This window comes from Marinobacter arenosus, assembly GCF_019264345.1.
Classification (GTDB): domain Bacteria; phylum Pseudomonadota; class Gammaproteobacteria; order Pseudomonadales; family Oleiphilaceae; genus Marinobacter; species Marinobacter arenosus.
Genome location: NZ_JAHVAO010000001.1, coordinates 1,789,263 through 1,802,598, shown reverse-complemented (window position 1 = coordinate 1,802,598; position 13,336 = coordinate 1,789,263). Strand labels below are relative to the sequence as shown.

17 protein-coding genes and 1 other RNA gene are annotated in these 13,336 nt (G+C 56.3%); 13 read left to right on the top strand and 5 right to left on the bottom strand.

The window, feature by feature from the left end:
• Positions 1 to 29: 29 nt before the first annotated feature.
• Positions 30 to 410 carry a hypothetical protein gene (locus KXD86_RS08380; RefSeq protein WP_218635579.1) on the bottom strand — a complete coding sequence of 127 codons (381 nt, stop codon included), beginning with the start codon at positions 408 to 410 and terminating at the stop codon, positions 30 to 32.
• A 70-nt stretch (positions 411 to 480) separates the two neighbouring features.
• Between KXD86_RS08380 and KXD86_RS08375 the strand changes: the two genes are divergently transcribed.
• From KXD86_RS08375 to KXD86_RS08320, 12 genes are all read left to right on the top strand, one after another.
• Entirely contained in the window at positions 481 to 744 is a 264-nt protein-coding gene (locus KXD86_RS08375; RefSeq protein ID WP_228739351.1) for a hypothetical protein, read from the top strand.
• Entirely contained in the window at positions 741 to 1,019 is a 279-nt protein-coding gene (locus tag KXD86_RS08370; RefSeq protein WP_218635578.1) for a hypothetical protein, read from the top strand. Before KXD86_RS08375 ends, KXD86_RS08370 begins: the two co-directional genes overlap by 4 nt.
• Positions 1,016 to 1,345, top strand: coding sequence for a hypothetical protein (locus tag KXD86_RS08365; RefSeq protein WP_218635577.1), 330 nt, complete (start codon positions 1,016 to 1,018; stop codon positions 1,343 to 1,345). Before KXD86_RS08370 ends, KXD86_RS08365 begins: the two co-directional genes overlap by 4 nt.
• Positions 1,342 to 1,602: a hypothetical protein gene (locus tag KXD86_RS08360; RefSeq protein WP_218635576.1), complete on the top strand. Its 261-nt coding sequence runs from the start codon at positions 1,342 to 1,344 to the stop codon at positions 1,600 to 1,602. Before KXD86_RS08365 ends, KXD86_RS08360 begins: the two co-directional genes overlap by 4 nt.
• A 379-nt stretch (positions 1,603 to 1,981) precedes the next feature.
• Positions 1,982 to 2,278: a hypothetical protein gene (locus KXD86_RS08355; protein WP_138438222.1), complete on the top strand. Its 297-nt coding sequence runs from the start codon at positions 1,982 to 1,984 to the stop codon at positions 2,276 to 2,278.
• A 20-nt stretch (positions 2,279 to 2,298) separates the two neighbouring features.
• Positions 2,299 to 2,508, top strand: a complete 210-nt coding sequence (locus KXD86_RS08350) for a hypothetical protein (protein WP_218635575.1) — start codon at positions 2,299 to 2,301, stop codon at positions 2,506 to 2,508.
• 5 nt (positions 2,509 to 2,513) lie between these two features.
• Positions 2,514 to 2,714: a hypothetical protein gene (locus KXD86_RS08345; protein ID WP_088829429.1), complete on the top strand. Its 201-nt coding sequence runs from the start codon at positions 2,514 to 2,516 to the stop codon at positions 2,712 to 2,714.
• A gap of 57 nt (positions 2,715 to 2,771) precedes the next feature.
• A complete protein-coding gene (locus tag KXD86_RS08340) occupies positions 2,772 to 4,076 on the top strand; it encodes a DUF948 domain-containing protein (RefSeq protein WP_218635574.1) in 1,305 nt (434 codons plus the stop codon).
• A gap of 3 nt (positions 4,077 to 4,079) precedes the next feature.
• Complete coding sequence (locus tag KXD86_RS08335) at positions 4,080 to 4,343, top strand: DUF2523 family protein (RefSeq protein ID WP_218635573.1); 264 nt, start codon at positions 4,080 to 4,082, stop codon at positions 4,341 to 4,343.
• Between the two features lie 3 nt (positions 4,344 to 4,346).
• Entirely contained in the window at positions 4,347 to 5,504 is a 1,158-nt protein-coding gene (locus KXD86_RS08330; protein WP_218635572.1) for a zonular occludens toxin domain-containing protein, read from the top strand.
• 117 nt (positions 5,505 to 5,621) lie between these two features.
• Complete coding sequence (locus tag KXD86_RS08325) at positions 5,622 to 6,887, top strand: phage replication initiation factor (RefSeq protein ID WP_218635571.1); 1,266 nt, start codon at positions 5,622 to 5,624, stop codon at positions 6,885 to 6,887.
• The gene (locus tag KXD86_RS08320) at positions 6,884 to 7,867 is read left to right on the top strand and encodes a phage integrase (protein ID WP_218635570.1); all 984 of its coding nucleotides are present in this window, start codon (positions 6,884 to 6,886) and stop codon (positions 7,865 to 7,867) included. Before KXD86_RS08325 ends, KXD86_RS08320 begins: the two co-directional genes overlap by 4 nt.
• On the opposite strand, the gene KXD86_RS08315 is transcribed toward KXD86_RS08320, so the two are convergent.
• The 4 genes from KXD86_RS08315 to smpB all read right to left on the bottom strand — a co-directional run bounded on the left by KXD86_RS08315 (position 7,833) and on the right by smpB (position 11,489).
• Positions 7,833 to 8,918: a hypothetical protein gene (locus KXD86_RS08315; protein WP_218635569.1), complete on the bottom strand. Its 1,086-nt coding sequence runs from the start codon at positions 8,916 to 8,918 to the stop codon at positions 7,833 to 7,835. The two genes, KXD86_RS08320 and KXD86_RS08315, sit on opposite strands and share 35 nt — an antisense overlap.
• 78 nt (positions 8,919 to 8,996) lie before the next feature.
• Positions 8,997 to 9,361: a transfer-messenger RNA gene (gene ssrA, locus KXD86_RS08310) on the bottom strand.
• Positions 9,362 to 9,450: 89 nt separating this feature from the next.
• The gene (locus KXD86_RS08305; RefSeq protein WP_218635568.1) at positions 9,451 to 10,869 is read right to left on the bottom strand and encodes a wax ester/triacylglycerol synthase family O-acyltransferase; all 1,419 of its coding nucleotides are present in this window, start codon (positions 10,867 to 10,869) and stop codon (positions 9,451 to 9,453) included.
• A 140-nt stretch (positions 10,870 to 11,009) separates the two neighbouring features.
• Positions 11,010 to 11,489: an SsrA-binding protein SmpB gene (smpB, locus tag KXD86_RS08300; RefSeq protein ID WP_218635567.1), complete on the bottom strand. Its 480-nt coding sequence runs from the start codon at positions 11,487 to 11,489 to the stop codon at positions 11,010 to 11,012.
• A gap of 179 nt (positions 11,490 to 11,668) precedes the next feature.
• On the opposite strand from smpB, the gene KXD86_RS08295 reads away from it, so the two are divergent.
• Complete coding sequence (locus tag KXD86_RS08295) at positions 11,669 to 13,297, top strand: sodium-dependent transporter (RefSeq protein WP_218635566.1); 1,629 nt, start codon at positions 11,669 to 11,671, stop codon at positions 13,295 to 13,297.
• Positions 13,298 to 13,336 lie beyond the last annotated feature (39 nt).

Genomic DNA, 13,336 nt, shown 5'->3' with positions numbered 1-13,336 from the left:
TTGATTCCTGGCTGGTTTAACTTTCGTTGTTATTTTTTCTTCAATTCGCTGATCTTTTCGATTAACTCAGAAATTTCTTCTTTAGTCTTTTCTTGATATTGTTTTTGAAGGTCATCTAATAATGACTCTAGCTTCCAGCTTGTTTGTTCTTTGTCAAACTCAGAAGGACTTACAAGGTCATTTATACAAACCTCATCATTTTCGAATTTTTCTCCTAGTACCAGCCATAAGGAGAAAATCACCCATTTTTGGGCTGCGAACTCTATGAAGTCTGCGGTTAGCCTTGCTCTGCCATTCAATACATTTACCCATCTTCGATAGTCGATTCCTGACTCGTTAGCCAGTTTTTGTATGGGCTCACCGGATCTTCTGACCAGGTGAGCGAACCTTTCTTGAATGTTGCTAGGCATAAATTTCTCACGTGCACAAAAACGCTATTGACACATAGTGCACGGTGCACTATGTTGTCAGGTGTAAATAATGCACCGTGCGTTTATGGGTGCATCATCAATTTTAGAAAGTGTAGCAGAGTGCAAAACAGTGGACGAGCAAAAGCAAATCATTCTGATCGCAACCCCCGTCATGACTCAGGACCGCTATGCCCAACTCACGGGCCTGACGGAAGGTCAGGTCAGGGGCCAGATCGAAAAGGGACATCTGCCTTCACTCAAGATCGGCCGGGTGCGCATGGTCAACATTGCTGCCCTGTCTCAGCAGGCCCTGGACCAGGAGGATTGGCAATGACTCCGGACCTTCGCAACCAAAAGAAAACCATCATGCGACTGCGCTTCCGGGAAGCCTGTGAAGCCCATCAGGAAGGCAACTACGAAGAAGCTGCCCAGCGCATCAGCCAGATCCACCAGATGGTCTCTGCCTATATGAAGGTCGATTCCGACCTCTATTGGTTTGGGCTTCGCCTGACCATCCTCTGGGCCGAGTTCCTCATCCAGGACGACACCCGCGATTTCAAAGCCTGGGCAGTCGGGCAGGCCTGCACCGCACTGAGGGCCGCGGCATGAGAGATCAGCGCCATGACATCAGCAAAGCCATCAACGCGGCCAGTTTTGCCTTCCAGGGCCCACGTCCGTCCTCTGCGCTCACTGCACAGGCTCTGGAAGGCCTTTTTGACAATCTCCTGCACCAGTTAAGCCACCTGCAGGAAGTCCGCACCGACTACCCGTGCGACTACATGGCCCGCTGCAAAGCCGGCTTCACTGACGCCCTGATCCACGAACTGGAAGCCAGCGGCCATCACAGCCCGGCCTTTGACCGCCTTATACAACTGCGGGACGCCTGGGACTGCGGCCATCTGGACCTTCCCAACGTCACGGAGACGCAACCATGAGCACCATTCCCCCGAGACAGAACCAGGTGGAAGACAAAGAGCGGCGTTTCTACGTCTGCGCCCCGTCCTCCATCTACCTGCAACTCCAGCAAGAAGCCATCCAACGAGGTACCGATCTGTGGACCCTCGGCGGTTCCGTCCTACGCGCCTGGCTAGAGGCTGGCTGCCCCAGTTTTGGCACTCAGGACCAACCCCCTGAAAAGCCTTCGAGTCCGCCCCCGTCATCGTCACCACTCGCGCACGAACAGGGGGCCTGACAGTGACCGTTACAAGGCTGGCGCGCAGCGCCAGGGCCGTAGGCCCCCTGGCCTTGTGGCGGGCTCTGGCTGGTCCACAGTGCGCATCCGGAGTGGTGAGGATGTCGGGGGAGGACGGCCGCCCCTTGATTCCGAACCATGAGCACAAGCGGCAAACGGAGTGCGGCAGGCGACAGGGATCGTCACCCGTAAGGGTGGCCACCTTAGGGGCCAGGAGCAACGCGAGTAGAGCCTGCCCCAAAGGGGTCGCAAACCCAGCTTCAACACCCTTTCCCAAGCAAAACCCGGAAAGGCTTTAACGAAAACCCAGTTTGTATATGCAAACCCGGCCCAGCCGGACAACTAAGCAACACCAAACCAAAACCAGAGGACACACGACATGGAAAACTACCTGAACCTCATGATCATCGGCGCCACCCGCTACGACATCGACGGCAACCGAGGCGGTTCCCTGTGGGCTTACTCCCCAGCCGAAGCGGACGACGACAACCGCGTCGGTAACGAAGTCATGAAGATCGCCTGCGACTGGAAGCACATCGACCAGCTGCGCAACCACGCCGAACGCCTGCCGAGCATGTTCACCGTCAAGGCCCAGATGAAAGCGGGGCAGGGCGGCAAGATCACCTTCAAGGCCCTGGAGCTCAAGCCCCAGGAACCCATCAAGAAATCTGCGTAACCGGGACAGGAGACTGACCGGTGAGCAAAGCAATCCTGTGTGACGGCGACTGGACACTCACAGCCAATGGCTGGGACTGCACCGGAACCATCACCCAGGTGGTGTTCTCGGTTCCGACCGAGGTCACCGCGGCAACCGTGACAGAAGGCATCTTCTACGGCTTTTCAGTCACGTTGCCACTCATGGCAGTCGCATGGGGCGGCCGCCAACTCCTGAAAATGCTGAGGTAATCACTATGAAGAAACAACTCATCGCGCTGTGCGCATTCGCATTCACCATCGTTGGCGGCCCTGCGGCTGCTGCGGACTGGTCCACCGTCACCGGCGGTCTGGATTTCTCCGGTGAAATCACCGGCGTCATCGCCGTTGTGGGTGTCCTCGCCGGCTTCTACGTCGTGCGCAAAGGTGCCCGCCTCCTGCTGAGCATGATCAAGTAGGAGCGTAACCGTGGCAGAGCTGTGGGACTGGACATTCTTTCTGATGGGGTCAGGACTATGCGTCTATCTCTTCAAGGATGTCTGATCCTGTGGCTCTGCCTTTTTTCAGTCACAGCCAATGCTGCGCCTTTCTACGTATCGAACGACCAGTGGCATTCCGGGCCGACCTGGTACGGCAGCGCCGCAGAGATCTGTTCTTACCTGGATAACAAAGTCCAGGACGGCTATACCAGCTACCCGTGCGAATATCCGCAGACGGACACCCGGACCGTCGGTATCGACGGCGTCACCTACACCAATCTCCCTTACCATCGGTTCGAAGTGCCTGTCGCGGGTACGGGCAATCCCGTGCTCTATGCCTACGATTTTGCAGGCGTAGACAACCCGCCGACACCCTGCGAACCACCGAACTACACCGACCCCGACACCGGGGAATGCCTTGCGCCGGACCAGCCTGAAGAATGCTACGAGAACGGCGAAATCTACGACGCTGAATACGGTCGCTGCGTCCTTGAATGCCCCAATGGCCAATTAAACGGCGTCTGCCTCCAGGACACCGCCGAGAACACCGATGACTGCAACGCCGACTCCTCCGACTACAAAGGCTTTATCGGTAACGGCTCCACCAAGCACAACCTTTGCACCTCCAACATGGAATGCGACGGCGGTGCCTTTGGTGTGGTCAACGGAACCCCGGCCTGCATCCCCGACGAATACGGTCCTCCAACGTGCGATAACCAGGGTGTCATTGTCATCGACGAATACGGCTTCGTCTGCTCCGATCCCGAAGACCAGCCGGAAGAACCCGAAACCCCGGAAGCACCGAACACTGATACCGACGGCGACGGGGAACCCGACGATTACCAGCGCGAAAACGATCCGGAATCTGTGGACAAAGGCCTCGATAAAGTCCGCGAAGGCATCAGCGACACCAACTCAAAAATCGACGGCACCAACGACCGCCTGGACAACGTCGGCAAGGGCATCAGTCAGCTCAACAAGAACATCAATGAAGGCCTGGGGAAAGCCAACAGCACCCTGGATGACATCAACCAGAAGATGGACGGACCCAGCGAGGGCTATTCAACGGAAGGCAAGGGCACCGCGCCCACCTTCGAGGAAACCACTAACCGTTTCCAAACCCTGCTGACCCAACATCCGACCATTCAGGCGGTCACCACCATCCCGACCATTGCCGAGAACAACACCTGCCCGGTCTGGACGATCCCTTCAACGGATTATTGGTCGGCCATGCCGCTCGATACCCACTGCGACATCCTGAACAGCCACCGTGGCCTGTTGTCCCTGCTTTTTATTGCCGCCTGGACCCTGGCCGCCATCTTCGTCTTCCTGAGGGCCTGACCCATGATCCAGAAACTCATCGATGCCTTGATCGACATCGTGCTCTTTGTGCCACGACTGATGTTCAGCCTCCTGGTGGATGCCGTGGAGCTCATGCTGGGTTGGCTGCCCGAGATACAGATCGTCGACGTGCAAAACGTCTTCAACGGTCTGGGCGGTCAGCTGCTGTATTTCCTGACCGTCTTCGAATTTGGATACGGGCTCACGGCCATCATGACCGCGCTGATCGCCCGATTCATTCTCCGCAGAATTCCGTTCATAGGGTAAGCCATGTCCATTGTCGGTTACTCGGGCCTGCCGGGATCGGGGAAGAGTTATGGCGTAGTCGAAAACGTCGTGATTCCTGCCCTGGAAGCAGGCCGACACATCATCACGAACATCCCCCTGAAGCTCGGACGACTGGCCGACGACTACCCTCAGGGCAAAGTCACCATGTTTGACAACAAGGAAGCGGAAGACGACTCCCGTTTCTTTGACCTGGAACGCCACCCGGCCGGGGTTATCTGGATCATCGACGAGGCGTGGCGCTTCTGGAAAAGCGGGATGAAGGCCACGAACATCCCGCAGTGCCAGAAAGAGTTCTTCACCGAACACCGCCACAACGTCGGCCCGGACGGACGCACTAACGAAATCGTCCTGGTCACCCAGGACCTCGCCCAACTCTGCGCCTTCGTAAGAGGGCTCATCGAGGAAACCTACCGGGCGGTCAAACTCACCGCGATCGGCCAGAAGAATAAGTACCGGGTCGATGTGTACATGGGCGCTGCGACCGGCCAGAAACCCGGCCAACCCATGCGCCAGCTCTTCGGCTCCTACAAGCCCGAGATCTACCAGTACTACAAGAGCCACACCCGCAACAAAACCGACTTCGCGGCGGGCATGGAAGAGAAGGCCGACGACCGCGCCAACGTCCTCAAGCACCCGCTCATCAAGTTCGGCATCCCGATCTCGATCCTCATCATGGCGCTGGGTGCCTGGAAAGCGGTCGCTTACTTCAGTCCGGAAGACCGCACCGACGAAACAACGCCAGCAACCGAGCAACAACAAAGAAACCAACAACCGGTGACCGCAACCCAGAGCGCCCAAACGGCCCAACGAACCCGCGCCGTCAAAGCCAGCCTGGAGGGCAGGGCGCCGCACCAGGTCAAACACGAAATCGAACCCGGCTGGCTGCCGCTCTCCAACAAGTGGCGGATCGTCGGGGAAGTTAACGGGGTCTACTGGATCTGGGGCGAAACCGGTACCCGCAAGATCCACTCAAGGAACTGCGCGAAGTTCCTTAAGACCGGGGAACCCTTCTGCGTCATCCGGGGCAAGCTCGTGACTTATTACAGCTATCGGGAACCGGAGCGGACCGACGAGGACAAGCAGAACCGGGCTTCTTACCTGGAAACAGCACTACCCGAGAAGGAAGGCGACGGCGCGTGAGCGCGAGCGGAGCGACCGCCACGCGCCGCGCAGCGGTTTGGAGACGTCCCTGTAACACGTCTCATAGAAAACGACGGTAGTCGATTTTAAACCACACAGAACCACAGTGAGCCATAGATGAAAATCAAAGACTTTGAACGGATGGACATCAGCACCGGGGAAATCGGGAAAGGGGATCTGTTTATCGGTCCCGAAGGCCAGCAAGTGAACCTCAAGGGTGTGAATGTGCTCTGGACCGGCACGGACACCGTGCGTCAACTCTTCCAGGGACGCTTAAAACCAGAAGTCCTCGCTGAGATCGCCACCGAATATGAATCCGGCTACGACGCCACCCTCACCATCAAAAAGATCCCGTTCCGGCTCCAGTCCGGTCGACGCGGTGGCTTTAAATACATCCTGCAAAATCGCGAATACGGCTTAACCATTCTTCTGCAGAACTTCTACGCCGAAGCCGACACCCTGGGCACGCACGTGAAAATCGAAACCTCCCCGCGCTGGCTTTATGAGCGTTCCAGTCAGGAGATCCACGACGAGCTGGCCGAGTGGGGTATGTACTTCCTTACTAACATCAATCCGGTCGGTATCGCGCTACACCTGGCCGTCGACTTTCAGGGCTGGGAACCGCCTCAGGACTTTGCCCAACACTTCGTTACCCGGGCTCGGACCATCAGCGTGCACAACGGCATGAGCGACTTTCACTTCCAGGGCTTGGAGGGCTCAACGGTAAACGGCCGGGGAGAAACCTACACCTTTGGAAAGGCCAACAGCCTTCAGGTCTGCCTCTACGACAAGTCCAAGGAAGTCGATGTCAGCGACAAGCGGGCCTTCATGGAGAGCATCTGGGAATGTGCCACCAACGAAGAGTGTTTCCCGGATACCTGTTATGACCCGGATAAGCCGGTCTGGCGTCTGGAAATTCGCTTCCATCATCGCATTGTCAACGAGATCTCCCAGGGCACGCCTAACATGAAGCCCATCTATACCTATATGGACGCGGTGCCGCACCTGACGGGCCTCTGGCAGTACGCCCTCCAGGGCAACCGCTATGAGGTAAAGCGGGAATGGGTACACCCCATCTGGACCAAGCTCAGAGAGGACATCGGCTTCGGCTATTCAGCCCCAGATTTGCTCTACAAACGCGCAAAAAAGGAACCCGGTTGCGGCAACGAAAAAAATGTCTCCCTGGCCTTTGGCAATCTCTTGTCCATTTATGCACGCAACCGTTTTAACCCTCGTCAGGCTTGGGACTGCCTCAAGAAATCGGGACTCTGGGAGGATCTTTGCGCCTACTACCGACGACGGGAGATCTATGAAAACGAGCTGTTCCAGCTCGTCCAGGACGGACTTATAAAACGACGACTGCTAACGAAGGTGGCTGCATGATTCGGAAGCTCCCATCAGGACGATGGCAGGTAGATCTTCGCACGGATGGTCGGGGTTCCAAGCGTATCCGGAAAAGCTTTGATTCGAAGGCAGAAGCCAAGCGTTTTGAAACTTTCGTTCTGGCCAAGCGGGCAGAAGGGCGAGAGTGGAACCCGTCGAAATCGGACAATCGAACGCTGAAGCAGTTGATCAAGGTGTGGTTCAACGCTAAGGGTGTTCATCTGAAAGACGGCGAACGGAGAAAGCGGTGTCTTGAGGCGATGGCCGAACTCATGGGCAACCCAATCGCTAGGACCGTAACACCGTCTTCCTTCCTGGCCTACCGCGCCCATAAGATCCAGGAAGGGGCGAGCAAGAAAACGTTGAACAACCACCTGGGCTACCTAAACGCGGTCTATAACCAACTCAATCGGCTGAACGAAATCGACTTCGACAACCCAATCAGGAACGTCGAGATGATACGCCTGGATGAACGCGAGCTATCCTGGCTGACGGTCGAGCAGATCCGTCACCTTCTCAAAACTATCGAGGAGGTCAGCAAGAATCCACACGTGCACCTCCTTACAAGGATCTGCTTAGCCACTGGTGCGAGGTGGGGCGAGGCTGAAAATCTTGAGCTGCGGCACGTTCAGGAGGGGAAGCTTACGTTTGTGAACACGAAGAGTGGGAAGTCGCGTGCTGTCCCATTGCCTCCGGATCTGTACCAGGAACTCCGTGAACATTTGAAAGAGCATGGTCAGTTCAGTTTTTCTTTATCTGCCTTCCGGAGAGCCTTAGATAAATCGGGCATTAGCCTACCACCTGGGCAGGCTGCTCACGTTCTAAGGCACACTTTTGCGAGTCATTTTTTGATGAATGGCGGTGATATTCTTGCACTTCAAAGAATTCTTGGCCATTCGACTATTTCGATGACTATGAGGTACTCGCATCTTGCGCCAAGTTATCTTATTGAGAGTCTGCAATATCTGCCGAAGTTTTGATGCTATCTCCGATGATTCGCCAGTTTGTTGGTCCACTCTCTAGAATTATTTGCTGCTCTTTATCCGTTAGGTGGTGCTTAAAGATTACTTCGAAGTCTTCTGTCGTGAGCAGGTTTGCCTTCATGTTTACTCGAACATTCTCCAGGCGTTGTGAAAGGGTCGAATTTGGATTGGAAGGGGTATCTTCCGATGTTTCCGCCACTATCATTCTCCAGAGATTGTAGAGCTTCAACATCGACTCGATTCTTTCGATGCAAAACTGCGTATCAGACTCTAGTTCAGAGAAATCTTCCTCAGCCCTATAGGTCTTGTGGAAGTTTGCACACTCCACTAATCCTTTTGCGCCATCCTCGTTCTGTCTGAGTGTCTGCGCTAACAGCTGAAGAGGGTCGGTTGTAACTCGCTGAGGATCAAACTCAGGCACGTCAATCAATTTGCGCAACTGATTGGTAGATCGCTCCATAGACGAGGCCAATAGACTATCTATAATTTTAAATCGCTTCTTTGTTAATGAGCCGTTTACGCATTTTTTTGCGCGGTCAGCAACGTATCTAGCCTCTTCGAGAAATTCACTGATACTTTTATTGGCCGGCTCCAAAGGGCCTTCCGCACTCTTGGGGAACAATCTTTGATAAAGGTGCGGAGCACTTATTTTTAGCCGCTTAAACGGCGCGTGTTCCGCGACATAGTCAAGAAAGTATTTCCGGTGTTCCAAGTAATTCGAAAAGATATTTTGTTGATTTTGTTCAATAATTTGCCGTGATGTCTGCATTGAACGGTGCACCGCAGCTGCCAGGGCACCTAACGGTATTGATAGACCCATTATTGCTATGGGGAGTTTGAAATCTTTAAGGAAGCTGTTGTACCCATCAGTTGTTAGTGTCCACACTTTGCCTTCGGTTATACCTGCATACACGGCAAGTCCAATTCCAATTAATAGCGGCGGTGCGATTGCTAACCAGAACCCAACAGTTTTGAAGAGGTGTGTTTCAGGAGCTTTCTCTCTTTCAGCCAATCTCTCGAAAAGGCTTGTCGTTCGCCGGGTGGACATTTGGTGGACATTCCTTGTGATATCTAATGCCTGGAAACGAAAAAAGCCCCTGAAATCAGGGGCTTTTCTCTGGGAGTTTGGTGGAGACGGCGGGAATTGAACCCGCGTCCGCCAGTACTCAACCTTGAGGATCTACATGCTTAGCGTCCTTCTATTAATTTAACTTCAAGCGACCCGAAGGTCAGGGTGCAAGAAGCGATCTCTTTAAATCTTAGCCGTTAGTCAGTGAGCTCTGGCTAACGGAGCATCCCGTAAGCGATGACGTCCTGAGATGTTGCTCTGGGCTACGGGCGACCCAGTCAGGACGACTAGCAGCTTACGCTGCTAGTGCGTAGTTTTCGTCGTTTGCGACTATTGCGTTGCAGCTTTGGATTAACGAGATTCGCTGCCATCTCGACATGCACTCAAGGGTTCGCCACCAGCGTCGAAGCCATGTCGTCCCCTTATGACCAGTATATGTGTCCGGTTTGCCGGACTTCAAGGTTTGTTTCTGTTTTACGGCCAATCAGGCCTGCTACTTGTACCTACCGGGCTATCCCGCTTTGCGATCCAGTTCGCTCTGGCGACCGGCAAGAGCCACGTGGCTCAGGGCCTGGAAGCTCTCTTGGAAATAACGCATCAGGGCATCCGGATTCGCCTGGATGTTTTTGTCCATGGTAATGCCGAACTGCACGGTGCCTGCGTAGCTGAAAATACTCATGCCAATGCCGATGCTTCCGCTCTGGGGTACCCAGAACATGGGCTGGGTGACCTTGGCGCCGGCCAGATACAGTGGCTCTTTGGGGCCGGGTACGTTGGTCAACACCGCTGATGCCTTGTTACTCAGAAGGTCCAGAGCCCGACGTTCCAGAATGTCGGGGCCGCGGCCAAACAAATCAAGGAGGCTGTAGGTCACCTGGGCCTGGTAGGAGCGTTTCAGTCGGTTCATGTTCTCTTGCACCTGGCGGAAACACATCACCGGATCCTGAACCTCCACCGGCAGTGGAACCAGCACCAGTCCAAACCGGTTGCCGAGGGTCTCGATGGGTTGATCCAAAGGCCGGAGGTTGAAGGGTACGGCCACACGCAGGCCGCACTCCGGAACGTTCTCCCGGTTTGCGGCAAAGTGTCGTTGCAGGGCGCCGGTGGCGGTACACATCAGGACATCGTTCACGGTGCCCCCCAGCGCTTTGGCGCAGGCTTTTACCTCGGCAAGGTCCAGAGGCTCGGCCCAGGCCACCCGTTTGCGACCGCACAGGGGCTGTCTCAGGCCGGTCTTGGGCTCAAACGGGGCCAGTCCGAGCTTCAGTAGGTCCAGGGCGACGTCTCCCGCGGTGGTTGCCAACTTGACCGGGTAGTTCGGCTCCTCGCGAACCGACTGAATGAACAGGCGGGTCTGGTAATTCGCCATCTGAACATTGTCCACAACCCGGTTGAGGGTGCTCTGGAGCCACGATTGTTTCCGTACCGGCACGGGAAGGGGGAGTGCCACGCGTTTCAGCTTTGGTTCCGGTGTCCGGTCGGTGAGCGACAGCATGACCCGAACCAGGGATATGCCGTCAGCAATGCAGTGATGAATGCGGATCAGTAAGGCGCTGCCGCCCAGGTAATTGTCGATGTAGTGCATTTGCCAGAGCGGGCGGCGGAAATCGAGGGCGGTACTGTTCAGGTCGCCAACCAGTTTCTGGAGCTGGGGTTTGTCGGCCTTGCCGGGGAGCGCGATCTGGTGCAGGTGATTGTCGAGGTCAAACAGGGGGTCGTCCTGCCAGTAGGCGCGATCGCCCTTGTCGACCACCCGTTGGCGAAACCGGCGGAATCGCAGGAAGCGCTCCTCCAGAATGCGCCTGAGGTGATTGACGGAAACCGGTCGGTCCAGCGCCAGTACGCCGCAGATCATCATCGGGTTTTCCGGCGTGTCCATGCGCAGCCACGCGCGATCAACCGAAGACATCGGAGTACGACTTGGTGACATATGCATTCCCTTTGCAAATGATCAGAACATTCGAGTATAGGCCTGATGAAATTTTGCGCAAAGAGGATGAGTATGCGACACATCTATGTGTGTCGCACTTGACGAAAATCAGCTTTGAGAGAGGTTGTTAGAGGAGAATCTCAGGCGTTGGCTTCGCGAATGATGCGTTGCTTCTGACGGTTCCAGTCGCGTTCTTTTTCGGTGGCCCGCTTGTCGTGTTGCTTCTTGCCTTTCACCAGGGCGATTTCACACTTCACCTTGTTCTTTTTCCAGTAGAGCGCGAGCGGGATGCAGGTATGGCCTGTCTGGTTCACTTTGCCCACGATCTTGGCAATTTCCTTGGCATGAAGCAGCAGTTTCCGGGTGCGGGTCGGGTCTGCAACGACGTGCGTGGAGGCCGTGGTCAGGGGCGTGATATGGGCACCAAGCAGCCAGGCCTCACCGTTTTTCAGCAACACGTAGGCATCCACCAGCTGTGCCTTGCCAGCACGCAGGGATTTCACTTCCCAGCCCAACAGGGCGAGGCCCGCCTCGAAGCGTTCCTCGATGTGGTACTCGTGTTTCGCCTTTTTGTTGAGGGCAATTGTACTGCTCGGCGTTCCGGGCTTTTTCTTGCTCATGAATCAGGTAATCCGGGTTCGGACGAATGAACGAATCGGCCGGCGTTTCGCCGGCAAAGCGCGCATTGTAGCTCAGGAGTGCCAGACCGGTCACGAAATCGCCGTTATCCGGGCCGTGCGCTCGTGCGTCTGTGACTCCATCGGCTACAATATGTGGCCAGAACCTATCAGGGACGCGAATGCCTACGCCGTATCAGACACCTATCGGGTCCTTCACCCGCCCAACCACGTTTTTCTGGGCTGCCGTCGGCGCTACGGTCGGCCTCGCGAATTTGTGGCAGTTCCCCTACCTGGCCAGCCTGCACGGCGGAGGGCTGTTTATCCTGCTCTACCTCGCGTGTCTGCTGTTGGTGACGCTGCCGTTAATGGTGACCGAAGCGACCCTGGGGCGGTATTCGCGCCATGGCATCGTGTTGGCGATGGACGGCTTCATCCGAAGCGCCAAGGTCTCCCGTTGGTGGATGTCGGCGGGGCGTCTCGGGATCCTGGCGGCGTTTCTGGTTCTGTCCTTTACCGTGGTTTTCGGCGCCATCGCTCTGGCTTACGTGTTCTTTGGGGCCATGGGAAAGTTCTCCGGGGTGGATCAGGGTGGCGCCACCGCGATTCTCTCCGGGTTGGTGTCCGATCCTGGGGAATACCGGCTGTTCATGGGGTGGCACGCGCTGTTCCTGATCCTGGTGATCTGGGTGTCGATCCAGGGTGTGGTCAAGGGTCTGGAACGCACGCTGAGAGTGGTGGTGCCCGGCACCCTGCTGCTGATGCTGGGGCTCTTTGCGTTGGCCGCCTCCCATGGACGCATTGATGGTGCGGTCAGCCACCTTCTTGAAATGCATCCCGAGGATGTCAGCCTCGATAGCGTGAAAGCCGCCCTGTTTCATGCCTTCTTCACCCTGGGCCTCGGGATGGGGGTATGGGCTATCTTCGGGGCTTATACCGCCCCCAATACCCGGTTGAAACGCTCGATTCTGGCGGTGGTGCTGATGGACACCCTGGTGGCGATGATCGCCGGCCTGATGATTTTTGCGATGGCCACCGATGGCTCCAGTTTTGACGGCGAGCGCGGGTTCGGCCTGTTGTTCGTGTCGTTGCCGGTTACCCTTGGGCAGCTTCCGGCCAGCCAATTCGTGATCGCGGCGGTGTTCCTGATGGTGGTGATGATTGTCTGGACCACCTCGCTGGCGGTGATGGAACCGGTGGTTGGCTGGTTTCGTGAATGGACGGGGGCTCCCCGTGGCTGGTCTGCCCTGATCGTGGGGCTGGCGGTCTGGCTCACGGGCCTGGCCTCCCTGCTGTCCTTTAACCTTTGGGCAGATGACCGGTTTGCGGGGGCGACCGTGTTCCGTTGGCTGGAGCTCATCACCGGTGGATTACTGATTCCGGCCGTTGCCATCCTGATTTCCGTATTCACTGGCTGGCGGCTCACCCGAAGCCTGTCGCACCGTATTCTCGGGCAGGCACCCGCGTTCTTCGCCGCCATCTGGTACTGGGTGATGCGGCTGGTGCTGCCGGTGGTGGTGGCCTACATCGGTATCCAGTACACCGCGTTCTCCCTGACCAACCTGTGCGATGCCGGCAGTGATGGCATCTGGTGCGGGCAACCCGCCACCGTGATGTCGGATATGAATGACGAGGGCGTCTTGGTGGAAGGGGGCGCGGATACACCCGGCGGTGAGGTTCCCGGGGAAGCGGGTAGCGGGCCATCTGAGGCACCGGAGGACGCCTCATCGCCGAAGAAGGCGCCGGCCGCCGACTCGGCGCCGGGTGAAAATGACCCCAAAGACGGTGATATCCTTTATCATAGCGTTTGATCAGGCGTGTCTTTCCACGCTCTTCATTGTTGAGTAAAG